General features: G+C 43.7%; 24 protein-coding genes. 20 read left to right on the top strand and 4 right to left on the bottom strand.

Features of this window, described 5'->3' with window-relative positions:
* The first annotated feature begins 14 nt into the window (after positions 1–14).
* Entirely contained in the window at positions 15–473 is a 459-nt protein-coding gene (locus L7A31_RS08945; RefSeq protein WP_237361167.1) for an NfeD family protein, read from the top strand.
* A gap of 77 nt (positions 474–550) precedes the next feature.
* Here the strand turns inward: L7A31_RS08945 and ligA are convergent, their stop codons facing one another.
* Positions 551–2,560, bottom strand: a complete 2,010-nt coding sequence (gene ligA / locus L7A31_RS08940) for an NAD-dependent DNA ligase LigA (protein WP_237361166.1) — start codon at positions 2,558–2,560, stop codon at positions 551–553.
* Positions 2,561–2,645: 85 nt separating this feature from the next.
* The gene (zipA, locus tag L7A31_RS08935) at positions 2,646–3,599 is read right to left on the bottom strand and encodes a cell division protein ZipA (protein WP_237361165.1); all 954 of its coding nucleotides are present in this window, start codon (positions 3,597–3,599) and stop codon (positions 2,646–2,648) included.
* 272 nt (positions 3,600–3,871) lie between these two features.
* On the opposite strand from zipA, the gene cysZ reads away from it, so the two are divergent.
* The 5 genes from cysZ to crr all read left to right on the top strand — a co-directional run bounded on the left by cysZ (position 3,872) and on the right by crr (position 8,794).
* Positions 3,872–4,612 (top strand): sulfate transporter CysZ, encoded by a 741-nt coding sequence (gene cysZ / locus L7A31_RS08930; RefSeq protein WP_237361164.1) that lies wholly within the window; start codon positions 3,872–3,874, stop codon positions 4,610–4,612.
* A gap of 182 nt (positions 4,613–4,794) precedes the next feature.
* Positions 4,795–5,763 (top strand): cysteine synthase A, encoded by a 969-nt coding sequence (cysK, locus tag L7A31_RS08925; RefSeq protein ID WP_237361163.1) that lies wholly within the window; start codon positions 4,795–4,797, stop codon positions 5,761–5,763.
* Positions 5,764–6,053: 290 nt separating this feature from the next.
* Positions 6,054–6,311 carry an HPr family phosphocarrier protein gene (locus tag L7A31_RS08920; RefSeq protein ID WP_237361162.1) on the top strand — a complete coding sequence of 86 codons (258 nt, stop codon included), beginning with the start codon at positions 6,054–6,056 and terminating at the stop codon, positions 6,309–6,311.
* Positions 6,312–6,445: 134 nt separating this feature from the next.
* Entirely contained in the window at positions 6,446–8,170 is a 1,725-nt protein-coding gene (gene ptsI / locus L7A31_RS08915) for a phosphoenolpyruvate-protein phosphotransferase PtsI (RefSeq protein ID WP_237361161.1), read from the top strand.
* Between the two features lie 114 nt (positions 8,171–8,284).
* Positions 8,285–8,794: a PTS glucose transporter subunit IIA gene (crr, locus tag L7A31_RS08910; protein ID WP_237361160.1), complete on the top strand. Its 510-nt coding sequence runs from the start codon at positions 8,285–8,287 to the stop codon at positions 8,792–8,794.
* Between the two features lie 84 nt (positions 8,795–8,878).
* On the opposite strand, the gene L7A31_RS08905 is transcribed toward crr, so the two are convergent.
* Positions 8,879–10,042, bottom strand: a complete 1,164-nt coding sequence (locus tag L7A31_RS08905) for a 2-octaprenyl-3-methyl-6-methoxy-1,4-benzoquinol hydroxylase (protein ID WP_290368751.1) — start codon at positions 10,040–10,042, stop codon at positions 8,879–8,881.
* A 227-nt stretch (positions 10,043–10,269) separates the two neighbouring features.
* On the opposite strand from L7A31_RS08905, the gene miaB reads away from it, so the two are divergent.
* The 5 genes from miaB to lnt all read left to right on the top strand — a co-directional run bounded on the left by miaB (position 10,270) and on the right by lnt (position 15,900).
* On the top strand, positions 10,270–11,694 hold the full coding sequence (gene miaB / locus L7A31_RS08900; RefSeq protein WP_237361159.1) for a tRNA (N6-isopentenyl adenosine(37)-C2)-methylthiotransferase MiaB: 1,425 nt from the start codon (positions 10,270–10,272) through the stop codon (positions 11,692–11,694).
* Positions 11,695–11,765: 71 nt separating this feature from the next.
* A complete protein-coding gene (locus L7A31_RS08895; protein ID WP_237361158.1) occupies positions 11,766–12,863 on the top strand; it encodes a PhoH family protein in 1,098 nt (365 codons plus the stop codon).
* A 4-nt stretch (positions 12,864–12,867) separates the two neighbouring features.
* Positions 12,868–13,332: an rRNA maturation RNase YbeY gene (gene ybeY, locus L7A31_RS08890; RefSeq protein WP_237361157.1), complete on the top strand. Its 465-nt coding sequence runs from the start codon at positions 12,868–12,870 to the stop codon at positions 13,330–13,332.
* A 78-nt stretch (positions 13,333–13,410) separates the two neighbouring features.
* Positions 13,411–14,319 (top strand): CNNM family magnesium/cobalt transport protein CorC, encoded by a 909-nt coding sequence (gene corC, locus L7A31_RS08885; RefSeq protein ID WP_237361156.1) that lies wholly within the window; start codon positions 13,411–13,413, stop codon positions 14,317–14,319.
* 57 nt (positions 14,320–14,376) lie between these two features.
* Complete coding sequence (gene lnt, locus L7A31_RS08880) at positions 14,377–15,900, top strand: apolipoprotein N-acyltransferase (RefSeq protein ID WP_237361155.1); 1,524 nt, start codon at positions 14,377–14,379, stop codon at positions 15,898–15,900.
* A gap of 26 nt (positions 15,901–15,926) precedes the next feature.
* Here the strand turns inward: lnt and L7A31_RS08875 are convergent, their stop codons facing one another.
* Complete coding sequence (locus tag L7A31_RS08875) at positions 15,927–16,397, bottom strand: zinc ribbon-containing protein (RefSeq protein ID WP_237361154.1); 471 nt, start codon at positions 16,395–16,397, stop codon at positions 15,927–15,929.
* A 123-nt stretch (positions 16,398–16,520) separates the two neighbouring features.
* Here L7A31_RS08875 and leuS point away from each other — a divergent pair, with 123 nt between their 5' ends.
* From leuS to L7A31_RS08830, 9 genes are all read left to right on the top strand, one after another.
* Positions 16,521–19,094: a leucine--tRNA ligase gene (leuS, locus tag L7A31_RS08870; RefSeq protein ID WP_237361153.1), complete on the top strand. Its 2,574-nt coding sequence runs from the start codon at positions 16,521–16,523 to the stop codon at positions 19,092–19,094.
* A 138-nt stretch (positions 19,095–19,232) separates the two neighbouring features.
* Complete coding sequence (locus tag L7A31_RS08865) at positions 19,233–19,871, top strand: LPS-assembly lipoprotein LptE (protein ID WP_237361152.1); 639 nt, start codon at positions 19,233–19,235, stop codon at positions 19,869–19,871.
* A complete protein-coding gene (gene holA, locus L7A31_RS08860; protein ID WP_237361151.1) occupies positions 19,872–20,906 on the top strand; it encodes a DNA polymerase III subunit delta in 1,035 nt (344 codons plus the stop codon).
* 50 nt (positions 20,907–20,956) lie between these two features.
* Positions 20,957–21,274, top strand: coding sequence for a ribosome silencing factor (rsfS, locus tag L7A31_RS08855; protein ID WP_237361150.1), 318 nt, complete (start codon positions 20,957–20,959; stop codon positions 21,272–21,274).
* Position 21,275: 1 nt separating this feature from the next.
* Positions 21,276–21,746: a 23S rRNA (pseudouridine(1915)-N(3))-methyltransferase RlmH gene (gene rlmH, locus L7A31_RS08850; protein WP_237361149.1), complete on the top strand. Its 471-nt coding sequence runs from the start codon at positions 21,276–21,278 to the stop codon at positions 21,744–21,746.
* Positions 21,747–21,752: 6 nt separating this feature from the next.
* Entirely contained in the window at positions 21,753–23,645 is a 1,893-nt protein-coding gene (gene mrdA, locus L7A31_RS08845) for a penicillin-binding protein 2 (protein ID WP_237361148.1), read from the top strand.
* A complete protein-coding gene (rodA, locus tag L7A31_RS08840; RefSeq protein WP_237361147.1) occupies positions 23,645–24,766 on the top strand; it encodes a rod shape-determining protein RodA in 1,122 nt (373 codons plus the stop codon). Before mrdA ends, rodA begins: the two co-directional genes overlap by 1 nt.
* Before the next feature lie 3 nt (positions 24,767–24,769).
* Positions 24,770–25,552 (top strand): septal ring lytic transglycosylase RlpA family protein, encoded by a 783-nt coding sequence (locus L7A31_RS08835; RefSeq protein ID WP_237361146.1) that lies wholly within the window; start codon positions 24,770–24,772, stop codon positions 25,550–25,552.
* Between the two features lie 71 nt (positions 25,553–25,623).
* Entirely contained in the window at positions 25,624–26,805 is a 1,182-nt protein-coding gene (locus L7A31_RS08830) for a serine hydrolase (protein WP_237361145.1), read from the top strand.
* Positions 26,806–26,816 lie beyond the last annotated feature (11 nt).

Raw genomic sequence — 26,816 nt, 5'->3', positions numbered from 1 at the left:
AGTTAAGGAACGTTATGATCGAGCTTTTGGGAAACCTTAATCATTGGCACTGGCTTGCGTTTGGCTTCGCACTTCTTGCTGTCGAAGTGCTAGGGACAGCTGGGTACTTCCTCTGGCTTGGAATCTCTGCTGTGGTGGTGGGCATTATTATGGCTCTAGTCCCACTGGATTGGCAGATTCAGTGGATTACATTTGGCTTACTATCCCTAATTACAACATGGCTTTGGTGGAGAAAACAGAAACAAAATGACGCCACTAGCGATGAGCAAAGAGACTTAAATCAAAAGCAAAAACAGCTGATAGGAAAAACCATTATCTTAGATGAAGACTTAGAGGAAGGTAGAGGCCGAATCAAAATTGGCGATACAACTTGGCCTGCCAGCAGTGAGGAATTCCTAGCTGCAGGAACAAAAGTTAAAGTAGATTCAGTCGATGGCATCACTTTAATCATCGTTTCTCACAATAACGAATAATCCAAGCTTTCATCGGAATCAAACTATAAAGGCCCTAACAAGGGCCTTTTTTATGAGAAGTGGAGCTAACTTATCGCTTACATTAGGTCTAATAAGTCTTGCTCACTGCGTACTTCGATACCTAAATCCTGTGCTTTTGCCAGCTTAGAACCTGCGGCTTCACCTGCAAATAAAATATCTGTCTTCTTAGATACACTGCCAGTCACTTTCGCACCAAGATTCTGCAAAGCCTCTTTTGCTTCTGTGCGAGAAAGCTGAGATAAAGAACCCGTTAAAACAACCGTCATACCCGCTAATGGCTGAGGTGAATTGTCACTTACCTCTTCAATCTCAGGCCAACTAATGCCTTGCTCAATCAACTCCAGAACGACTTTCTGATTACTTTCTTGAGCAAAAAACGTCAGGATATGGTTTGCCACAACCTCTCCTACATCCTGAACCTCAATCAGCTGTTCTAATGTTGCTTGCTCGATTGATGGCAACGTTTTGAAGTGCTGAGCTAAGTTTGCTGCCGTAGCTTCTCCTACCTCACGAATACCGAGGGAATAAAGAAAGCGTGGTAACGTTGTTTGCTTAGACTTATTAAGAGCATCCACAACATTTTGCGCTGACTTGGGCCCCATACGGTCGAGTACAGTAATTACACCGGCAGAAAGCTTGAACAGATCAGCCGGAGACTCAACCATTTCTTTATCCACCAACTGCTCAATCACTTTGACACCTAGCCCATCCACATCTAATGCTTTACGAGAAACAAAATGCTTAAGAGCTTCCTTACGTTGCGCTTGGCAAACTAGCCCTCCTGTACAACGAGTTACTGCTTCACCTTCAACTCGTTCTACTTCAGAGTCACACACAGGGCAAGTTTCAGGGAACACAATATCCCGAACCTGCTCATTTCTGCGCTCTAACACCACAGAAACCACCTGAGGGATGACGTCACCTGCTCGCCGGATAATAACGTTGTCACCAATTTTCACGCCAAGACGTGCTATTTCATCTGCATTGTGCAACGTTGCATTACTTACCGTTACTCCACCAACAAACACAGGTTCAAGCTTTGCAACAGGCGTTATGGCACCTGTTCTACCAACCTGAAACTCGACATCATTTAAAACGGTAATTTCTTCTTGAGCTGGAAACTTATACGCAATTGCCCAACGCGGTGCTCTCGCGACAAAACCTAGACGCTCTTGCAAAGCGATATCATCGACTTTGATTACTACACCATCAATCTCATAAGCCAACTGTTCACGGCGAGACAGTATGTTTTGATAGAACTCTTTCACATCAGAAAGTGAACTAACACGGCGAGTTTCAGGGCAAATTGGTAACCCCCAACCTTTTATTTGCAAAAAGCGCTCATAGTGACTTGCTTCAAGCTGAGCGCCTTCTACGACACCAACGCTGTAAGCATAAAACGCAAGTGGGCGCGTCGCAGTGATTTTTGAATCCAATTGCCTCAAACTACCTGCCGCGGCATTACGAGGGTTTACAAAAACCTTTTCGCCCTTTTTAAGTGCTGTTTCATTCAGCTTATCGAACCCTTTTTTCGGCATAAACACTTCGCCACGAACTTCAATACGGCTCGGCCAACCTTCGCCCTGCAGCTTCAACGGAATAGAGCTGATAGTCCGCACATTTTCAGTGATATTTTCACCCGTAGCACCATCGCCACGAGTTGCAGCCTGAACCAGCACACCGTTTTCATAAAGCAAGCTTACTGCAAGACCATCCAACTTGGGCTCGCAGCAGAATACATCAACCTTTTCTCCAGCTAACCTGTCTCGCATTCTCTTTTGGAAGCTTTCCAATTCACTATCGTCAAACGCGTTGTCGAGTGAAAGCATAGGTATTTCATGAGTGACAGGTTCAAAGCCATCAAGCGGGGCTCCACCTACTCGCTGGCTTGGAGAATCAAGAGTAACTAGCTCTGGATGTTGTTCTTCTATCTCTAATAACTCTCGCATCATGCGATCGTATTCTGCATCTGGAATCTCAGGGCTATCTTCGACGTAGTAACGAACAGAATGGTAATGTAGCGATTGTTTTAGTTGATCTAATGTTTCTTGAGTAGTCTGAGACATAATTCACTCTTAATATTCGATTTGCTCGACTCTAGTCGCAACAAAAAGGCTCCAAACAGGAGCCCTAAAAGTTATTTGGTTGAGTTTAGGCTATATTTTCTGCTGCAAAATCTTGAATTTGCTTTCTGTAAGCGGCCAATCTATCTGGCGTCATCAGATTCCTTTGATCATCCAACACATTGCCGCCTAAATCGTCAGCAATCTGCTGTGCAGTCTTAAGCATCAACTTAAAGTTTTGGTCAGGCTCTCCATAGCATGGCAAAGTCATAAAAAACGAAATTCCTTTCGTCGTAAACTCCGCTGGGTCACCGTGTTTTAGCGTACCTGGCTGCATAATATTAGCCACACTAAATAACACTTTGCCAGTTCCGGACAAATCCGAATGGCGATGGAAAATGTCCATCTCACCATATAACAATCCATTTTGCTGCATACTATCAAATAGCTTGGTGCCAACAAAAGGTTCGTTGCCCGCACAATGTACATTTAGTACTAATACTTCCATTTGTGGCTCAGGGCTTTCTTCTATCACAGTTGGAGCTGGCTCTGGCTCAACCACTACCGTTTCTTCAGGCTCGATGACCGATGACATAGAAAATTGCGTCTCAACTTCTAAGTCTACTGGTTGCGCAACGATTGTCTCTTCTACAAGTTCAGGCTCTTCAGCGACTTTCTCTGATACCTCTTCAGTTGAATCATTCGTAGAAAGTAACGGATCTGGATGCTGACTTTCGATTGGAGCTTGCTGCTGTTTGTCCTGTGTAGCGGAAAAGTCATCAAACAATGGATCAGAGATAACATCACCAGCGCTGAAGTCTGGTTCCTTACGTTTCTTACGACTGACTTCCGCCGTTGTGGCTGGTGCAATATCCTCTTCTAGATCGAGCTGATCTGGAGAAGTGCTCATATCGAGCTTTCCTAGAGGTTTACTACCAAACTTAGATTTACCTTCCCGTTTGCTCGACCAAAGACCGTGGAAAAGAAGCGCACCTATTGCTAACGCGCCAACGATAATGAGTACAAGTCGCAATTCCTGCATTATTTACTCTCAAGCTATTTGTCCATTGGATGTACTTAGATATGCGCTTGTTTTGAGGTTTTTACCTTAAACGTTCAGCACAGTTAACCTACTTTACCAAAACTAATATGGGTTTTAGAACCGAATATTGTTAGAACTTGTCAATATACCGTGACACTAGCCACGCTTTTTTTCTTAAAAAGGTTAGGTAATATAGAGTCAGTTAGTCTCTCCAGGTTAACTTTTGTTCACGATCTAAGCTTCGACCTTTTTATTATAGATAACAGGTACACATGACTACATATCAAAAAAAAAGAACCGGATTTGGGTATTTTTTATATGGGCTCGAAATTGCACGACAACCCGGTATTAGAAAGTTTGTTTTATTGCCTCTATTAGCCAATATATTATTGGTCGGTGGCGCTCTTTATTATATGTTCTCCCATCTAAGTGTATGGATTGATCACTTACTAGGCCAAATGCCTAGCTACCTATCATGGCTTAGCTACCTGCTATGGCCAATACTTGCAATAACCATCTTAGCCACCTTCTCGTACTTCTTTAGCACATTAGCTAATTTTATTGCAGCGCCCTTTAATGGTTTATTGGCGGAAAAAGTCGAAGAAAAGCTCACTGGACATCGCGTGAATGACGATGGCTTGATGTCAGTGGTAAAAGATATACCAAGAGTCTTAGCGCGAGAGTGGAAGAAGTTGCTCTACGTCCTTCCCAAAGCAATCGGACTGTTTATTTTGTTACTGATCCCTGCTTTAGGTCAGACGCTAGGCCCAATTTTTTGGTTTGTCTTTAGTTCTTGGATGCTGGCAGTCCAATACTGTGATTACCCTTATGACAATCACAAAATCTCATTTAACCAAATGAAAATGGATCTTAAACGTAAGAAAGGTAAGGCGTATGGCTTCGGATTTTTAGTTGCCTTCTTTACTTCTATTCCTATTCTCAACCTATTTGTTGTTCCTGTCGCAATTTGTGGTGCAACTGCTATGTGGGTTGCAGAATTTAAAGGAGAATAACGCCCTAATATTGAAGTACTTAGTGGGTGGTTGTGCAATAAATATGGAAACACATTAACCATCCGCTGAGCCTTGAAGACAAACTGTCTATAGCTTATAACTTTTTAGTCTTTTTCCAAGTCATACCTAGAACATATGCTGTTAACCGTAGCTTAAAATTATCAGAGGAAGAGAAAGTAGCCATGAGTAAGATATACGAAGATAACTCCTTAACGATTGGTAATACACCATTGGTTCGCTTAAACCGCGTAAGCAATGGCAACGTATTGGCAAAAGTAGAAGCACGTAACCCAAGCTTCAGTGTTAAATGTCGAATTGGCGCCAATATGATTTGGGAAGCTGAGAAACAAGGCATTCTAAAAGAAGGTATCGAACTGGTTGAACCAACAAGTGGCAATACAGGTATCGCTCTTGCTTTTGTAGCTGCAGCTCGTGGATATAAACTCACTCTTACTATGCCTGAGTCAATGAGCTTAGAAAGACGTAAGCTCCTTAAAGCTCTCGGCGCTAACCTTGAGCTCACCGAGGCAGCGAAAGGCATGAAAGGTGCGATTGAAAAAGCAGAAGAAATCGTGGCAACTAATCCAAACAAGTATCTTCTACTGCAACAATTTAGCAACCCAGCCAACCCGCAAATTCATGAAAAAACCACTGGCCCTGAAATTTGGGAAGCCACTGACGGTGAGGTAGATGTGTTTGTTGCTGGCGTAGGTACTGGCGGAACTATCACTGGTGTGAGTCGCTATATTAAAGGCGAAAAAGGTAAAGCGATGACTTCAGTTGCAGTGGAACCTGCAGAGTCTCCTGTGATTACGCAAGCTTTAGCTGGCGATGATATCCAACCTGCTCCACACAAAATTCAAGGCATCGGTGCGGGCTTTATTCCTGCAAACTTAGATCTAGAACTTGTTGATCGTGTGGTCACTGTTAGCTCAGAAGAAGCAATAGAAATGGCTAAAAGGCTGATGGAAGAAGAAGGCATCCTTGCGGGCATCTCGTCAGGCGCGGCTATTGTAGCAGCAAACAAAATTTCAGAACTACCTGAATTTAAAGACAAAACCATTGTCACTGTATTGCCAAGCTCTGGTGAGCGTTACTTAAGTTCAGCGCTATTTGCAGGCGCATTCACCGAAAAAGAAACTGCCCAATAATATGTGGTGAAATCAATTTTTCGTGTAAAAAAGCCCCTAATTGGGGCTTTTTTGTTGATCCCTGCTGAACCTTTGGTAATATCACCACACTATTATTTTTAGCTTCAAAATAAAAAAGAAGCATTAAAGAGATCTGAACAGTTGCGAGCATTAAATAATTCAATCAATCGCAGCTGTAAGTCATTAACCAATGTTGGTCTTAGTGTATGGTATTGCTTTAAGCGACCATAAACAGTTAGTCTGACGGCGGTTAAGAAACTAACAAAGTAAAATCAATCGGGGTATTAAACATGTACGAGAAGCAAGTAGAAATCACTGCAGAAAATGGCCTTCACACTCGTCCAGCTGCACAGTTTGTTAAAGAAGCAAAATCTTTCGATGCAGACATCACTGTGACTTCTAATGGTAAAAGCGCTAGTGCGAAAAGCCTATTCAAGCTACAAACTCTAGGCTTGGTAAAAGGCACTACAGTGACTATTTCTGCTGAAGGCCCACAAGCTGAGCAAGCAGTTAATCACCTAGTAGCTCTAATGGATGAGCTTCACTAATAAAGCTGACTGTTCTAAGGCCATTTTGTTAACCACAAAATGGCCTTGTTGGAAATACACACCATATTAGACTAAACCTAACGGTAAGCAGAGTCTAAACCCTTCCGTATAATGTGACCAATTAAGGTATCGCTATGATTTCTGGTATCCTAGCATCTCCAGGTATTGCTTTTGGTAAAGCTTTACTGCTTCAAGAAGATGAAATTATCCTAAACACTGAAACTATTTCAGATGATCAAGTAGAGACTGAAGTTCAACGTTTCTACGACGCTCGCAACAAGTCTTCCGCTCAATTAGAAACTGTAAAACAGAAAGCGCTAGAAACGTTCGGCGAAGAAAAAGAAGCCATCTTCGAAGGTCACATCATGTTGCTTGAAGATGAAGAGCTAGAGGAAGAAATCCTAGCACTCATCAAAAATGACAAGATGTACGCTGACAACGCGATTCACACTGTTATCGAAGAGCAAGCATCTGCGCTTGAATCTCTAGATGACGAATACCTAAAAGAGCGCGCAACAGATATCCGTGATATCGGTACTCGATTTGTAAAAAATGCGCTAGGCATTAACATCGTCTCTCTAAGCGACATCAATGAAGAAGTTATCCTAGTTGCTTACGATTTAACGCCTTCTGAAACAGCTCAAATCAACCTTGATTACGTTCTAGGTTTTGCTTGTGATATCGGTGGTCGTACATCACATACATCTATCATGGCACGCTCCTTAGAGCTTCCTGCAATCGTTGGTACTAACGACATCACTAAACAAGTTAAAAGTGGTGACATGCTAGTACTAGATGCAATCAACAACAAATTGATTGTAAACCCTTCAGAAGCAGAGCTAGAAGAAGCACAAAAAGTTCGCGATACTTTCCTTGCTGAAAAAGAAGAGCTAGCAAAACTTAAAGACCTACCAGCTGAAACTCTAGACGGACACCGTGTAGAAGTTTGCGGTAACATCGGTACAGTAAAAGACTGTGACGGTATCCTACGCAACGGCGGTGAAGGTGTTGGTCTATATCGTACTGAATTCTTGTTCATGGACCGTGATGCGCTTCCTACTGAAGAAGAACAATACCAAGCATACAAAGACGTTGCAGAAGCTATGCACGGCGAAGCTGTTATTATCCGTACTATGGATATCGGCGGCGACAAAGATCTACCATACATGGATCTTCCAAAAGAGATGAACCCATTCCTTGGCTGGCGTGCAGTTCGTATTAGCTTAGATCGCAGAGAGATTCTACGTGACCAACTACGTGGTATCCTAAGAGCATCTGCGCACGGTAAGCTTCGCATCATGTTCCCTATGATCATCTCTGTTGAAGAAATTCGTGAGCTGAAAAAAGCAATTGAAGAATACAAAGTTGAGCTTCGTGCAGAAGGCCTAGCATTCGACGAAAACATCGAAATCGGTGTTATGGTTGAAACTCCCGCTGCAGCAGCGATTGCTCACCACCTAGCGAAAGAAGTAGCTTTCTTCTCTATCGGGACTAACGACTTAACGCAATATACTCTTGCTGTTGACCGTGGTAACGAAATGATTTCTCACCTATACAACCCACTATCACCAGCAGTACTTACTGTGATTAAGCAAGTAATCGATGCTTCTCACGCAGAAGGCAAATGGACAGGTATGTGTGGTGAGTTGGCTGGTGATGAGCGTGCTACTTTACTACTTCTAGGTATGGGCCTAAACGAGTTCTCTATGAGCGGAATTTCTATCCCTAAAGTTAAGAAAGTAATTCGTAACTCTAACTTTGCGGAAGTACAAGCAATGGCTAAAGAAGCCCTTTCACTGCCAACAGCAGCTGAAATTGAAGCTTGTGTAGAAAAATTTATCGCAGAGAAAACTCAATAATCTAATGATTCTAATCAATTGAAGATTTAATAGGCGGCTAAAAGTAGTCGTCTATTTTGTTTCATTGGTATACTATAATTCGACAGAATAAACAAACGTTAGGAGCATGACACAATGGGTCTGTTTGACAAACTAAAGAAGTTCGTATCTGACGACAGTGCCGAGGCTGGTGCTATTGAAATTATCGCACCTCTTTCTGGTGATATCGTAAACATCGAAGATGTGCCAGATGTGGTATTTGCAGAGAAGATCGTTGGTGACGGTATTGCTATCAAGCCAAGTGGCGACAAAATGGTTGCTCCAGTAAACGGCACTATCGGCAAAATCTTTGAAACTAACCACGCTTTCTCTATCGAGTCTGATGACGGTGTTGAGCTTTTCGTTCACTTCGGTATCGACACTGTCGAGCTAAAAGGCGAAGGTTTCAAGCGCATTGCTGAAGAAGGTCAAACTGTAAAAGCAGGCGACACTGTAATCGAATTCGACCTAGCTCTTCTTCAAGAAAAAGCAAAATCGACTCTAACTCCTGTTGTTATCTCAAACATGGATGAAATCAAAGAGTTGAACAAACTTTCTGGTGCTGTAACTGTAGGTGAAACTCCAGTTTTACGTGTAACTAAATAATCGGTTACCTACGTAAATACAGTTCTTTGCAAAAACGCTGCCCATGGCAGCGTTTTTGTTTATCTGTGGCTATCAAGTTTCTTTCTACAAACCTAAAGCGTATTTCAGTACTTTATGTTTAATTGGCCCAGAGTTTTCCGCAATTTTTAACACTAGGTTCCTTAATGGCTTTAGGACCACATTGTTGTTGCTAAAACCTTTGTAAAATACATCCATTCCGGTCTGCATGAGCAAGTTGTCTTTTCGGCGTAACTTTTCATACTCTGCTAGCATATCAGGACTCAGTGACTCGGAGTCACTAGTTACCTTCAATAAAGCTTCAACGTCCTTAAAGCCAAGGTTTACACCCTGCCCTGCCAACGGGTTGATGGTATGAGCTGCATCTCCTACTAACACACAGTTCTGTTTTGAGTACTGCTGAGCGTGACGTCGAGTTAATGGAAAGCTGCCATGTTGCAATACTTTTATGTCACCCAGCTCTTTGGGAAACTCCGCGAGAATGGCTTCTTTTAGCTGTTCGTCATTCATAGTGCTTAACTGTCTAATTCTTTTTGGCGAGTCGTACCAAACAAGAGAGCCTTGATTGCCACACAAAGGCAAAAACGAACGTGGGCCAGAAGGTGTAAATTGCTGCCATGTGATGTCTTGCTGTTCGAGCTCGGTCTCAACATTAACCAACATGCAATGCTGACGGTAATCCCAAGCTGTGACACCAATACCCGCTATTTGTCTCACCATTGAATTAGCACCATCAGCACCCACGATCCATTGAGCCTCAATAATTTTGCCAGACTGCAGCTCAACTCGATTTAAGCCTTCTTCAAGAGCGATAGTTTTAAGTTTCTCCGGGCAATAACACGTTAGTTGCTCATACTGGTCAAACTGTTGCCATAAACCAAGCTGAATCAGTCTGTTTTCTACAATGAAGCCTAACTCGGACAAATTCAGTTCATCTGAATGAAAGCGCGTCCTACACTCTGGATGCTCCCATGTTTCTAGTCGGCGATAAGGACAAACTCGAGTACTACCTATAAACTCCCATGCACCTAGTTGCTTTAGCAACGACACAGACGCTGCAGATATAGCTGACACACGCACGTCCATCGCCTGTTCAGCGTTAAATGGCTGTGGTTGGAAGCCTTCTATAACAGCAACTGTTTTGTTCTGCTTGGCTAAGCCTACTGCCAGCGCAGCTCCCACCATACCGCCACCAACAATGACGACATCAAACTTCTCTAGCTCTTGCACTATCTAACTACCTAATATCTGAGTTGCCGATATTGTACGGCTTATGAGACAAAAAGTAAGTCGAAGACCTAGAAAATTGAGGGATATTGTTGGGTAAATTTTAACCAACAAACATCAATCGCCCTCTAGTCAGAGGCTATGGAAAGCAGTACAATACGCCGCCTAATTGCATGACCTATGGCAGACAAGCGTGTGCCAATTGACAAAATAGAACGAGCGTAAGTGAGATGAGTAAAAAACTGCTAATTAAAACCTGGGGATGCCAGATGAACGAATACGATTCATCAAAAATGGCTGATCTGCTCAATGCGGCAAACGGCTATGAGCTAACGGAAGAGCCAGAAGAAGCAGACGTTTTATTACTGAACACCTGTTCTATTCGTGAAAAAGCGCAAGAAAAGGTGTTTCACCAACTTGGTCGTTGGAAAACACTGAAAGATAAAAAAGAAGGTGTTGTAATCGGTGTGGGTGGCTGTGTTGCTACACAAGAAGGTGATCACATCCGCGAACGAGCGCCATTTGTAGATGTTATCTTTGGCCCTCAAACGCTGCATCGCCTTCCAGAAATGATTAAACAGTCACAAAGCGATGAAGCGCCTGTGATGGACATTTCTTTCCCAGAGATCGAAAAATTTGATTGTCTACCAGAACCAAAGGCGGATGGCGTAACAGCTTTCGTTTCAATTATGGAAGGCTGTTCGAAGTACTGCACATACTGCGTTGTACCCTACACTCGTGGTGAAGAAGTTAGCCGCCCAATGGATGACGTGTTGTACGAAGTAGCACAATTGGCTGAGCAGGGCGTACGTGAAGTCAACCTACTAGGTCAAAACGTAAATGCGTATCGCGGCCTAACACATGATGGTGAGATTTGCTCTTTTGCAGAACTGCTAAGACTGGTTGCATCTATCGACGGTATCGATCGTATTCGCTTTACTACTAGCCACCCGCTTGAGTTTACTGACGACATTATCGCTGTCTACGAAGACACTCCAGAGCTAGTTAGCTTCTTGCATTTACCAGTTCAAAGTGGCTCTGATCGTGTTCTGACTATGATGAAACGTCCGCATACGGCGATTGAATACAAATCTATTATTCGTAAGCTACGCAAAGCTCGCCCTGATATTCAAATCAGTTCTGACTTCATTGTTGGCTTCCCTGGCGAATCAGATCAAGATTTCCAAGATACGATGAGGCTAATCAAAGACGTAGATTTTGATATGAGCTTCAGCTTCATCTTCTCTCCTCGTCCAGGAACTCCAGCCGCGGATTATCCGTGTGATACGCCTGAGCAAGTGAAGAAAGAACGTCTGTACGAACTACAGCAAACCGTCAACACACAAGCGATGCGTTATTCCCGCTTGATGCAAGGCACTGAGCAGAGAATTCTAGTTGAAGGGCCATCAAAGAAAAACTTGATGGAGCTTCGCGGTCGTACTGAAAATAACCGCGTAGTAAACTTTGAAGGACCAGCAGAACTCATTGGTCAATTTGTTGATGTTAACATCGTCGATGTATTCCCAAATTCTCTGCGTGGTGAACTAGTTAGAACAGAACAAGAAATGGATCTTCGCGTAGTAACATCACCGTCAGAAATGATGGGTAAAACACGACGCGAAAATGAGCTAGGAGTCGCTACCTTTACTCCGTAAGCTCGTACTATACTGTCATTAGGTGCCCGGTCGTTGTCGGGTACCTATAATGACCAAACTGTGAGGCAACATTGAGCAATAAAATTGTGACTCTAGAGATCGCTCTAGAACCTTCCGATAACCGCAGACTAGCCAGTCTTTGCGGCCCTTTTGATGACAATATCAAACACTTAGAACGCCGATTAGGGGTAGAGATCAACCATAGAAGTAACTTCTTTACTATCGTTGGTAAACCTCATACTGCTGCTGCAACACTCGATATCGTTAAGTCTCTTTACGTTGATACCGCACCTATTCGTGGAAATATTCCTGATATCGAACCTGAGCAAATTCACTTAGCAGTGAAAGAATCTGGTGTTCTTGAACAGAATTCTGAAGCGAATATTGAACACGGTAAAGAAGTGTTCGTAAAGACCAAAAAAGGCGTCATTAAACCACGTACACCAAACCAAGCTCAGTACTTAGTGAACATGGTGACACATGATATTAGCTTTGGTATTGGCCCTGCTGGTACGGGCAAAACGTACCTTGCCGTTGCAGCCGCGGTAGATGCTCTTGAGCGCCAAGAAATTCGCCGAATTTTGCTGACTCGCCCTGCTGTCGAAGCAGGTGAAAAGCTAGGATTCTTGCCTGGCGATCTCAGCCAGAAGGTCGATCCTTATTTGCGCCCACTGTACGACGCTCTATTCGAAATGCTTGGCTTTGAACGTGTCGAGAAGTTAATCGAAAGAAACGTTATTGAAGTAGCACCGCTTGCATATATGCGCGGCCGAACTTTAAACGACGCATTTATTATTCTCGATGAAAGTCAGAACACGACTGTCGAGCAAATGAAAATGTTTTTGACACGAATTGGTTTCAACTCAAGAGCTGTCATTACTGGCGACGTAACGCAGATAGATTTACCTCGCGGAGCGAAATCGGGTCTACGACACGCCGTAGAGGTTCTAAATGATGTAGATGAAATCAGCTTCAACTTTTTCCAATCTGATGATGTTGTTCGCCACCCTGTTGTCGCTCGTATTGTTAACGCTTACGAGAAATGGGAAGCTCAAGATCAAAAAGAGCGCAAAGAGTATGAAAAACGTCGCCGTGAAGAACGCGAAGCAAAACTACTCGAAGCCCAAGCTTCAGAAGCTACGTCCACTGCAAAAACAAAGGTAGAATAGGCATATGAGTGTTGTACTTGATCTGCAAATTGCAGTTGAAGAGCCTTCAAATCTTCCTAGTGAGTCTCAATTCAAACAATGGCTTTCTCATACCGTTGATGCTGTTCAGCCAGATGCTGAAGTGACGATTCGTGTGGTAGACACCCAAGAAAGCCATCAGCTTAACCTTGAGTATCGTGGTAAAGACAAGCCGACCAATGTTCTGTCTTTCCCTTTTGAAGCACCGCCCGGAGTTGAGATTGATTTGCTTGGTGATTTAGTCATCTGTAAGCAGGTGGTTGAAAGCGAATCAAATCAACATGATAAACCTCTTATCGCTCATTGGGCTCACATGGTTGTACATGGAAGCCTACATCTGCTAGGTTATGATCATATCGAGGATGCTGAAGCCGAAGAAATGGAGTCCCTCGAAAGTAAAATTATGCAACAACTTGGGTTCGAAGACCCATACCTTGCAGAAAAGGAGTAGCCCACGAAAGTCGAAGTGTCGATGAGCTACACAATGTGTGCTATCACACGTCTGATAGCGTTACATAATAGATAGACAATGAACGAAGATAATTCTCCCTCAACTACAGAGGGAAAAAAGGAAAAGTCGGAAGGTCCGAGTAGAAAGTCATTTTTTGAACGTCTCGGACAATTGTTTCAAGTAGACCCTAAAGACAGACAAGAGCTTGTCGATGTTATTCGGGATTCTGAAGAGAATGATCTCATCGATCACGATACAAGAGATATGCTCGAAGGTGTGATGGCCATTTCAGAGAAACGCGTACGGGATATTATGATCCCTCGCTCTCAAATGGTCACTATCGATAAATCTGACGACCTCAACAGCATCGTAAATCTGATTAACGACGCACAGCACTCCCGTTACCCCGTCATTAGTGAAGACAAAGACCACGTCGAAGGCATATTGCTGGCAAAAGATCTTATCAAATACTTAGGCTCCGATTGCAATGAGTTTGATATCGCCCAAGTGATTCGCCCAGCCGATGTCGTACCCGAAAGCAAAAGAGTCGATCGACTACTTAAAGAGTTCCGAGAGGAACGATATCACATGTCTATTGTCGTAGATGAGTTCGGGGGAGTTTCTGGTCTTGTCACTATCGAAGATATTCTTGAAGAAATCGTCGGTGAAATTGAAGATGAGTTTGACGATGAAGAAGAGATCGAGATCCGAAAACTGAGCAAGCACACTTTTGCAGTCAAAGCCTTAACCACAATCGAAGAGTTTAACGAAACCTTCAATACTCATTTCAGCGATGAAGAAGTGGATACCGTTGGTGGCTTAGTAATGACAGCATTTGGACATCTTCCTTCGCGTGGAGAAGTTGTAGAAATAGAAAGTTACAACTTTAAAGTGACGGCGGCAGATAACCGTAGAGTTGTGCAATTGCAGGTCACGATCCCGGACGAAGTATCTCTTCCTACTGAAACTGAAGAGAAAGTTAATTAACTCGCAAAGAGTCTGTTGACCTCAAATAGCCAACAGGCTCTAACAGATCCAAATACAATGATAAAAAAATTTGCTCTTCGCTTAGTGCGGCCACTCATGGCTGCACTGGTTGGTGCGTCTACAACACTCGCATTTGCCCCCTATGATATTTGGCCCATCGCCTTCATCAGCCCAATTTTACTTATTCTTCTACTTCATAAGCAGTCTTCAAAACAGGCGCTAGCAATCGGTTATTTCTGGGGCCTTGGGCAATTCACTACGGGAGTGAGCTGGGTTTACGTCAGTATTGCGACTTTTGGTGGAATGCCATTGGCTGCCAACCTGTTTTTAATGGGTCTTCTCATCGCCTACTTAGCGATTTATAGCGGATTGTTCGCATGGAGTTTAAATAAATTCTTCCCTGCCATCACTCTCTCGCGCTTTTTACTTGCTGTACCTGCACTTTGGCTGGTGACAGATTGGCTACGCGGTTGGGTGTTAACAGGCTTCTCGTGGCTATGGCTAGGCTACAGTCAAATAAACTCACCTCTTGCATCTTACGCGCCAATCGGTGGCGTGGAAATGATCACACTAGCGATATTGATTTGCTCAGGGGCGACGTCACTAGCAATCTTAAAAAAGCAGTGGAATTTACTACTAATTCCATTTGTTGTGATAGGCCTTGGATATGGGCTTAAAAATGTTAACTGGGTAACGCCAGCCCCCTCTACCACAACGAATTTTGCCTTGATTCAAGGTGATATTGCCCAAGCAAGTAAATGGCAACCCGATAACCGTTGGCCTATCATCGACAAGTACACAAGCCTCACTGAGAAGTCTTGGGGATCGGACATTGTTATTTGGTCCGAAGCGGCAATACCCGCTCTCGAATATGAAGTCACACCTTTCTTAAAGGGCTTAGATGAAGCCGTGAGAAAGCATGATTCTGCGCTAATTACTGGTGTTATCAATCGAACCGAGTCTGGTAACTTTTACAATAGTATTTTAGCTATTGGGAAAACGCCTTATGGGCCGTACAACTACGACCCAGCGAAACGTTATCACAAACATCACTTACTGCCATTTGGCGAATATGTGCCGTTTGAAAGCCTTCTCAGACCACTAGCACCGTTTTTTGACTTACCGATGTCATCGTTCAGCCCGGGAGCTTACATTCAGCCTAACATCGTTGCGAAAGGGCGATATTTCGCACCAGCACTCTGTTATGAAATATTATTTGGTAATCAAGTAAGGCAAAATGTCACACGTAAAACGGACTTTATTTTGACTATGTCGAACGATGCTTGGTTTGGGCATTCGATAGGGCCACTACAACATATGCAGATAGCCCAAATGAGAGCACTGGAGCTGGGTAAGCCACTAATTCGTTCAACAAACAACGGTGTAACTGCGGTAACCAACTATAAAGGACAAATAATTGCTAAATTACCGAGTTTTGAAGTGGGTGTACTAAAAGTGAAAGTCGCGTCGACTAAAGGTGAAACTCCGTACTGGTACGTTGGCTCATACCCACTTTATATCTGGGCAGCGCTGTGTTTAGTGCTTTCTATTTGGTGGCAACGTAAACGCCGCCACCAATAACTCTAAATAGTGGTAAGAAAGAAAAGTTAAGGCTTCAATAGCTGACGACTAAACTCTTTCTTACCGCATTTCACACATGGAATAATGGTTGTTGGATGAGAGTACTCGGTTTTGTGGCCACAATGTTCACAAACGAGCACACCTAAGCCAATCATCTCTCCCGCTTCGTAAAGCCCCTGATGTTCCAAATCAGAAAATAACTCAACCCACTCCACTTTGGTTCTGTCGGTAATATCGAGTAACCCTTGCCAAATGGAGTCTCGAATCATCAAATAAAACGGACCACTTTTTCCTTCTTCATAGTTATCAGCGAACTCCTTCAAATCCGACTTTATATACGCTGAAATCAAAGCCAACTCGTCTTTGGTCATATCGTTGGCTGCATGCATAACCTTCCCTGAAGTTTCTAACACTCTAGCCACTTCTTCTGGGCTGTGTTTGAGTGTTTCCAGTACTTCTTTGAACATATGTTCATAACCTGCTTTGCGCTTTGGCATTCAGTAACCTCCTTCAAGATAGATTGGCTATTGTTGTGCACCTCGGCTTTAGGTATTCTATGTCGATCAATGAGTCTGTGATTGTACAGAACTCACAAATTCCAAGATAACCGGATATCATCGATGCAAGACCAATATAACCCGCAAGATATTGAACAGAAAGTTCAGCAGCACTGGGACGACAACAAAACCTTTGTTGTAAGTGAAGACCCAAATAAAGAAAAATTCTACTGTCTATCTATGTTCCCTTACCCAAGTGGCCGACTCCACATGGGACACGTGCGCAATTACACCATCGGTGATGTTATCTCACGCTTCCAACGTCTGCAGGGCAAAAACGTTATGCAGCCAATTGGTTGGGATGCTTTTGGTCTGCCTGCTGAAAACGCAGCGGTAAAAAACAATACTGCTCCAGCACCATGGACTTACGAAAACATCGAGTACATGAAAAACCAGCTTAAGCTACTTGGCTTTGGCTACGATTGGAGCCGTGAATTCGCAACTTGTACTCCTGAATACTACCGCTGGGAGCAAGAGTTTTTCACCAAGCTTTACGAAAAAGGCTTAGTTTACAAAAAAACTTCTTCTGTAAACTGGTGCCCTAACGACCAAACAGTTCTAGCAAACGAGCAGGTCGAAGACGGCTGTTGCTGGCGCTGTGACACACCTGTTGAACAAAAAGAGATTCCTCAATGGTTCATCAAAATCACTGAGTACGCACAAGAGCTACTAGACGACCTAGACAACCTAGAAGGTTGGCCTGAAATGGTTAAAACCATGCAGCGCAACTGGATTGGTCGCTCTGAAGGTGTTGAGTTAAGTTTTGAAGTTGCAGGTCAAAAAGATCTAGAAGTCTACACAACTCGTCCAGACACTCTACTTGGTGTGACATACACAGGTATTGCAGCGGGTCACCCTCTTGCAGAAATTGCTGCGCAAAACAATCCTGAGCTTGCTGCATTTATCGAAGAATGCAAAAACACCAAAGTAGCTGAAGCCGAACTTGCTACGATGGAAAAGAAAGGCATGGATACTGGCCTGAAAGCGATTCATCCACTCACAGGTAAAGAAGTGCCGATTTATGTCGCAAACTTCGTATTGATGGATTACGGAACTGGCGCTGTGATGGCCGTTCCGGCTCACGATCAACGTGATTATGAATTCGCGACTAAATATGGTTTAGAAATTTCTCCAGTTATCAACCCTGCAGACGGTAGTGAGCTTGATATCTCTGAAGCTGCATATACTGAAAAAGGTACGTTGTTTAACTCTGGTGAATTTGATGGCCTAGAGTTTAAAGCGGCATTTGATGCTATTGCTGCAAAGCTAGAATCTCTTGGTAAAGGTAAAAAGACCGTTAACTTCCGTCTACGCGACTGGGGTGTTTCTCGTCAACGTTACTGGGGTGCGCCAATCCCAATGGTAACAACAGAAGATGGTGAAGTTCACCCAGTGCCAGCAGAGCAACTTCCGGTTATTCTGCCTGAAGACGTAGTGATGGATGGCGTAACAAGCCCAATCAAAGCGGATAAAGAGTGGGCGCAAACCACATTTAACGGCGAGCCAGCACTTCGCGAGACAGATACCTTTGATACATTCATGGAGTCATCATGGTATTACGCACGTTACTGCTCACCTCAAGCTGACGATATCCTAGATCCAGAAAAAGCAAACTACTGGTTGCCAGTGGATCAGTACATCGGTGGTATCGAGCACGCGTGTATGCACCTACTATACTCTCGCTTCTTCCACAAGCTGCTGCGCGATGCAGGTTATGTCACTTCTGACGAACCATTTAAGCAGCTTCTTTGCCAAGGTATGGTACTAGCGGATGCTTTCTTCCACACCAATGAAAAAGGCACCAAAGAGTGGGTTGCACCAACTGATGTTAAAGTTGAACGTGACGGTAAAGGCCGTATCAGCTCTGCAACAGACAACCAAGGTCGTGAAGTTGAACACTCAGGCATGATTAAAATGTCTAAGTCGAAAAACAACGGTATCGATCCTCAAGAAATGGTCGACAAGTACGGCGCAGATACCGTTCGTCTATTTATGATGTTCGCTTCTCCAGCCGACATGACTCTTGAGTGGCAAGAATCTGGCGTTGAAGGTGCGAACCGCTTCCTAAAACGTGTATGGAAACTTGTTAAAGAGCATACCGAAAAAGGCGAAGCAACCAGCGTTGAAGTTAGCAAACTTTCCTCACAGCAGAAGTCACTACGCCGTGATGTTCACAAGACTATCGCTAAGGTAAGTGACGATATTGCTCGCCGCCAAACCTTCAACACAGCGATTGCAGCAATCATGGAACTCATGAACAAGCTAGCGAAAGCGCCACAAGAAGGCGGGCAAGACAGAGCAATCTTAGATGAAGCGCTGAAAGCAATCGTTGCAATGCTTTACCCAATTACTCCACACATCTGCTTTGAAATGTGGAATGCATTAGGTGAAGAGAATGTCGATAGCGCTACTTGGCCACAGCACGATGAGTCTGCATTGGTTGAAGATGAAAAGCTAATCGTTGTTCAAGTCAACGGCAAGCTACGTGCTAAGCTGACTGTTGCTGCTGACGCAACAAAAGAACAAGTTGAAGCACTTGGCCTTGGCGATGAAAACGTTTGTAAGTTCACCGAAGGTAAAACTGTGCGTAAAGTAATTTACGTACCAGGTAAACTACTGAATATCGTTGCTAACTAATATAGAACGAATATAATTTTTAAGAGTCCAACAGGGTGGAAAGAGTCCACCCTGTTTATTTATTTTATGATTTTGCCGTCAAATACACTTTAAGAGTCATAAAATAAATATGTTCAGCATAAAGGAAGTCTATTGCTAATGCGCCTGAAGCCTTATTTCAAATTATCCATAGTATTATTTTCTGCGCTTTTACTCTCCGCTTGTGGCTTTCACCTTCGTGGTGACTACTCTGTCCCTGCCGAGCTTAACAAGATGTCTGTGACTAGTTATGACCAGTACAGTGTATTGACTCGCGATGTTAAAAACCAATTACGCCTCAGCAAGGTCGACCTCGTATCTCCTGCTGAAGACATTCCAAACCTGTATATCATGAGTGAGAGTACGGCAACACAAACGTTGTCGCTATACCAAAACACGCAAACCGCTGAACAGCAACTGAAAATGACAGTTTCGTATCAAGTAACTATTCCAGAACTTGGTTCTAAGACGTTTACCACAACTGTAACGCGCACATACCTAGCAAACTCATTGGCAGCGCTAGCTAAGTCTGTTGAAGTGGATATGCTAGAAAATGAAATGAGAAAGACCGCAGCGGAACGAATTCTAACCCAGATGTCACGACTCAAAGCTAACATCAGAGCAGGCTCAATGACACTTGCTGACGACAGTGAAGTAGATAATCAAACGAACAGCACTGCCGAGCAGAATTCAATGTCACCTAGCACGTCTACTAGCTCTGATGCTTCCTCTCAGACAACCTCCTCACAAGGTGAGTAGATGAGAGTCTATGCCGACAGGCTCGAAGATCATTTATCTAAGCAACTAGAGCCTGTCTTTTTGGTGTTTGGCAGCGAGCCTCTACTAATTAATGAGTCTCAGCAGGCCATTACTCAACAAGCCAAAAAACAAGGTTTTGATGAACACTTTAAGTATGTCATCAATGACTCCACTAATTGGCAAGAGATCCACGACTGCTGCTTATCATTGAGCTTGTTTGGTAGTAAAAAGATAATTGAACTCGACCTACCTGACTCAGGTGTCAATGCGTCAATTAGCAAAGAACTGCTATCGTTACAACAAGCACTCAGCCCCGATATTTTGCTGTTATTAATTGGTGGCAAACTCACGAAAGCCCAAGAGAACAGTAAGTGGTTTAAAAGCCTTCATTCAATCGGGTGCTGGGTAACTTGTCTCACACCAGATGCGGGGCGCTTATCTCAATTTGTTCAATTTCGATGCAGAAAGCTGGGATTATCTCCTGACAGGGAAGCGACTCAAATGCTTGCTCAGTGGCACGAAGGAAACCTAACTGCTCTTGTTCAAAGCTTAGAAAAATTGGCGCTTAATTATCCCGATGGCCAACTTAATTTAGTCCGTTTGGAAGAGTCTTTGAGCCGTCACAATCACTTTACGGCTTTCCATTGGACCGATGCTTTATTAGCTGGCAAAGCGAACCGCTGCCAGAAAATCCTCAACCAACTCCAATCTGAAGGCACTGAACCTGTTGTTCTACTCCGAACAATTCAGAAAGAGCTAATGCTACTTTCTAAAATGCATGACCAATTAAAGAAGAGCAATATCAACCAAGTGTTCAGCCAACACAAAATTTGGCAATCTAAAAAGCCTCTGTATAGTGCGGCATTAAATCGACTAACAAAACAAAGATTACGTAATGCTATCAGCACGTTGGCTTACGTTGAACTACACTCTAAAACAGATTTTACATTTTCTGCATGGCCATGGTTGAGTCAACTCTCTGTGCAGCTCTGCAGTACAAATGACTGCCTGCCGTTCACCCCAGCCAAAGCATGATATAATGCGCCGCCAAAAGAACTGAATTGAATCATTGTAAGGACCATCCATTGCAACAGAACGAACTTACTCTATTTCTTGCTGACAAAGCAGACGATATGAAAGCACAAAACATCACAACGATTGACGTACAAGGTAAATCTAGTGTGACGGACTACATGGTAATTTGTACTGGCACTTCTAAACGTCACGTTAACTCAATCGCTGAACATGTCGCCTCTGAAGTAAAGAAGGCTGGAATGGAGCCAATAGGTATTGATGGTGAAGCAGAAGGCGAATGGGTCGTTGTCGACATGGGCAGCAGCATGCTTCACGTAATGCAAGACGAACAACGCGCGCTATATCAGTTAGAAAAACTGTGGGGCTGATATGAAAATTCAGCTCATCGCTGTCGGCACTAAAATGCCAAAATGGGTAGAAGAAGGCTTTCAAGAGTATCGACGCCGTTTCCCCTCAGATATGCCATTGGAACTTATTGAGATACCTGCAGGAAAACGAGGAAAAAACGCTGATATTGCAAGAATATTGCAAAAAGAAGGCGAAGCGATGCTTGCCGCCGTGCCAAAAGGAAACCGAATTGTTACTCTCGATATTCCGGGTAAACGGTGGGATACAGAACAATTAGCTGAACAACTAGAAGCATGGAAGTTAGATGCTCGCAGCGTTTCAATTTTAATTGGTGGCCCAGAGGGACTTGCACCAGCTTGTAAAGCTGCAGCAGATCAAAGTTGGTCACTCTCACCTTTGACTCTTCCTCATCCTCTTGTAAGAGTGATAATGGCAGAGAGCCTTTATAGAGCTTGGAGTATTACCGCGAATCACCCGTATCATCGAGAATAAGAGTTTATGTTACGCAAGCGCAGTCAAATAAGGGATTATAAGGCAGAAGCACGACTATTTAAGTTTCGCGCAATTGCTGCATTTATTGGAATCGTGTTTCTGCTTGGCCTACTGGTTGTTAACTTTTACAACCTACAAATCAGTGGCTATCAGGACTACCAAACTCGCTCCAACGACAACCGAATTCAAATCGTCCCCATTGCCCCCACAAGGGGACTTATTTATGACCGAAATGGTGTCATACTAGCTGAGAACCGGCCTGTTTTCGATCTGGAAATCACTCCTGAAGAAGTCGAAAACATGGACGACACTATATCTGGCTTGCGCAAGATTTTGGTCATTACGCCCGATCAAGTCGAAGATTTTAAAAAAGAGCTCAGACGCAGTCGCCGCTTTAAGTCAATTCCGATTTTGACTCACCTTACACCAGAGCAAGTGGCTAAGTTCTCCGTTAAACAACACTCTTTTCCCGGTGTCACCGTCAATGCAAGTCTGACTCGCTACTATCCGTATGGCGAGATGATGACGCACACCATAGGTTACGTATCTCGAATCAACGACAGAGATCTTCAGCGCCTAGCAAATGAAGGGAAAGAATCCAATTATCAAGCTTCTCGATTTATCGGCAAAATCGGTATCGAGCGCTACTACGAAGATTTACTTCATGGCACAGCAGGGTATCAAGAGGTTGAAGTAAACAGTCGTGGTCGAGTCATTCGCAGGTTGAAGTATGTTCCACCTATTCCAGGTAAGGATATTGTTCTAAACCTAGATATCAAACTGCAAGAGTACGTTTATAAGCTTCTGAAAGGAAGGCGCGGCAGTGCCGTTGTGCTCGACCCTAAAGATGACGGCATTTTAGCCATGGTATCTAGCCCAAGTTACGATCCAAACTCGTTTGTTCGCGGCATTTCTAGCCGGGACTTCCGGGACTTGCTCGAAAATAAAAACCGCCCACTAGTAAACAGGGCCACTTTGGGGATTTACCCTCCCGCCTCAACGATTAAGCCTTTCATGGCAATCGCAGCATTGAAAGAAGGCATCATTACCCCTAGGACAAGCCGTAACGATCCTGGCTATTGGCGTATTCCAAATTCAAAAACCAAAAAAATCTATCGCGATTGGAAACGTTGGGGGCACGGTGTTGTCAATATTACGAAGGCAATTGAAGAGTCAGTTGATACGTTCTTTTATCAAGTCGCCTATGACATGGGAATTGACGACATTTCTCGCTGGATGAAGCTGTTTGGCTTTGGTGAATATACCGGTGTGGATATTCACGAAGAAAGTAAAGCAAACATGCCCACAAGAGATTGGAAACAACTACGACACAAAACCCCTTGGTATGAGGGTGATACTATCCCTGTCGGAATTGGACAGGGTTATTGGACCGCAACGCCCATTCAAATAGCAAAAGCGACTTCGGTGCTCGTCAATCACGGTAAAGTGATTTCACCACACCTGCTTCGCGCCACAATTGACAGTGGGGAGAGCTTTGACAAACAAGTTTTAGAGAAATATCCAAGCTCACCAAACTCGATTAATAATGTACCTGAACGGTATTGGGACATAGCACTGCATGGAATGAATTTAGTTAACCACGGTAAAACAGGCACGGCTCGACATTACTTTAAAAATACTAAATATGTCAGTGGAGGAAAATCTGGCACAGCGCAGGTCTTTGGTTTGGGCGAAGACGAAGACTACAACGCAGAAGAACTTGCAGAACATTTACGCGATCACGCTTTGTTCACTGCATTTGCACCTTATAAAGATCCCCGCTTTATCGTCACCGTCGTTTTAGAAAATGCCGGTGGTGGTTCTAGCCAAGGGGGCTCCTTTGTCCGTAAAGTTCTTGATTACGCCCTTTTAGGCGATAAAAACGAGGTAGAAAAATAATGGATCTAGATCCTTCAACAGGTCAAAACAGAGCGTTTTTCGAACGCTTTCATATTGACCTGCAACTGGTACTTGGCTTGCTAGTCATCATGGGTTTTGGCTTGATTGTCATGTATAGCGCAAGCGGACAAAGTATGCAGGTGATGGACAGACAAGCTATGCGTATGGGCTTGTCACTTGGCGTTATGTTACTAGTCGCGCAGATCCCCCCAAGGACTTATGAAGCACTCGCGCCATTATTGTATTTTGTCGGTACAGTTTTATTGGTCTGCGTACTGCTATTTGGTGAATCGTCAAAAGGTGCGCAGCGCTGGCTAGACATTGGTTTTGTGCGCTTTCAACCTTCAGAGTTGCTGAAAATTGCTGTTCCGCTAATGGTGGCTCGCTTTATCGGTAAACGCTCTCTACCACCTAGCTTTCAAACCATTATTATGTCGTTGGTGTTGGTTTTCATCCCGACAATTCTAATTGCAAAACAACCCGACCTTGGCACTTCAATATTAATCGCTGCTTCAGGTATTTTTGTTATCTTCCTTGCGGGTATCAGCTGGAGAATTATCGCGGCAGCGGCTGTGGCACTTGGCGGTTTTCTACCAATACTTTGGTTTTTCTTAATGAAGCCTTATCAGAAGCTTCGGGTTATGACCTTATTCAATCCAGAGTCTGATCCTCTCGGTGCTGGATACCACATCATTCAAAGTAAAATTGCGATTGGCTCTGGTGGATTGTTAGGAAAGGGCTGGCTGCATGGCACCCAGTCTCAGCTCGAGTTTGTACCAGAAAGACATACCGACTTTATCTTCGCCGTTATCGCTGAAGAGTGGGGGCTAATTGGTAGCTTAGTTTTGCTTGCCGCCTATTTATTTGTGATTGGCCGAGGTTTATACCTAGCCAGTAATTCACAAACCGCATTTGGTCGAATGATGGCCGGCAGCTTAACATTAAGCTTTTTCGTTTACGTATTTGTGAACATGGGGATGGTAAGCGGCATACTTCCTGTTGTTGGCGTACCACTTCCACTGATCAGTTATGGCGGCACCTCTATGGTTACTATCATGGCTGGATTTGGCATGATTATGTCGATTCATACTCACCGAAAAGCATTCTCCAAGGCGAACTAATTAATGAAGCTGAAAACTCTTACTGTAATCGCCGCTGGGATTGCATTAGCTGGTTGCTCATCATCTAGCCGCTATAGCATTTCCAATGATGTCGCTCCTAAGAAGCCGATTTCCACCTCTCATATCGAGAATGCTGTACCGCAATATGAACCTTTTAGCCGAGGGGGGAACAAAGACTATACATTGCGTGGCCACCGCTATCATATAATCAAAAATCCGAAAGGATTTACCGAAAAAGGTAAAGCCTCATGGTACGGTAAAAAATTCCACGGTCACTACACCTCAAATGGAGAGGTGTACGACATGTACTCCATGACGGCCGCGCATAAAACCTTGCCGATTCCGAGCTACGTTAAGGTCACTAACCTAGACAATGGAAAAACAGCCATCGTTCGCGTTAACGACCGAGGCCCTTTCCATGAAGGTAGGATCATTGACCTCAGCTATGCAGCAGCGAGCAAACTGGGCGTAATCAAAACAGGGACAGCCAATGTAGAAATTCAGTACATTAGTGTTCCAAAGCCGACCGCAAAGCATAAAGTGGCTGCTCTCCAGAAATACGCCATCCAGGTCGCCTCTTCAAGCGATGAAAGTCGCTCGAAAAGCTTAGCGAAAAACCTAGCTCATAAGTTGTCAGTTGGTAGCTATATCAATAGCAATAAGGGCCTATATAGAATATATTTAGGTCCGTTTGAAGACTATAACTCAACTCAGAAAGCTCTAAACGAAGTTAAACGGCTCGGTTACTCAACCGCATTTATCAGGAAGCAGGCCGTTACTCGTTAGAGTGTACTTAGCCTTAGGCTAGTTTCTTTTTGCAATTGTATTACTTGGATGTGAAAACACATTGTACTGACATGAAAAAAACTACATTTCTCAAATCAATTTTTTCTTCGGTAGCTGCCCTTTCAGCGACCTTCTCAATATTCTCAGCCTATGCGACTCCCATGGTGATTCCCGATGCTCCAGACATCGCCGCAAAAGGCTACGTATTAATGGACTACAACTCTGGAAAAATACTTGCTGAAAACAACATGAACAGCAAGATGCACCCAGCAAGCTTAACCAAAATGCTAACTAGCTATGTGATTGGTCAAGAGATCAAACACGGCAACATCCATAGAGACGATAAAGTCACTATAAGTAAAGATGCGTGGGCAAAAAACTTTCCTGACTCTTCAAAGATGTTCATTGAAGTGGGCACCCAAGTTTCTGTAGAGGATTTAAACAAGGGCATCATTATTGACTCAGGCAATGATGCATGTGTTGCAATGGCAGAATACATTGCTGGCTCTCAGGGTGCATTTGTCGATTTGATGAACTCTTGGGCGAAAAAAATTGGCATGAAAGACTCACATTTCACCAATGTTCACGGCCTAGACAACCCAAATCTTTATACCACGCCGTATGACATGGCGGTGCTGGCACAAGCGCTCATTCGAGATGTTCCTGAAGAATATAAAATCTACGCACAGAAAAAGTTTACTTACAACGGCATCACCCAATACAACCGCAATAGCCTACTTTGGGATAGCAGCCTAAACGTAGACGGTATAAAAACTGGCCACACAAGTAACGCAGGGTATAACCTAGTCACTTCCGCTACTCAAGGCGACATGCGACTAATTTCCGTTGTAATGGGAACCAAAAGCACAAATGCTCGCGTAGCAGAAAGCAAAAAATTGCTTACCTATGGTTTCCGCTTCTTCGAAACCGTCGAGCCACACAAAGCTGGCGAAACTTTTATCAAAGATAGAGTTTGGATGGGTAACCAAGACATGATCGCGCTGGGAGTGAACGAAAATACTTATGTCACTCTACCTAGAGGACAAGCTAAAAACCTAACCGCTAGTTTTGTACTTGAAAAAGCCCTCGAAGCACCGATTAAGAAAGGCGAAGTTGTTGGTAAACTCTTCTATCAGCTCGATGGTAAAGATGTTGCTCAGTATCCACTGGTAGCACTTGATAATGTTGAACAAGGCGGCTTCTTTAGTCGACTATGGGATCACATCGTACTATTTTTTAAAGGTCTATTTTAGAGTCTAGTTTT

The sequence above is a fragment of the Vibrio marisflavi CECT 7928 genome (genome assembly GCF_921294215.1).
GTDB lineage: Bacteria > Pseudomonadota > Gammaproteobacteria > Enterobacterales > Vibrionaceae > Vibrio > Vibrio marisflavi.
Note: the sequence above shows the minus strand (reverse complement) of the source record. Positions and strands in the feature narration are given on the sequence as shown.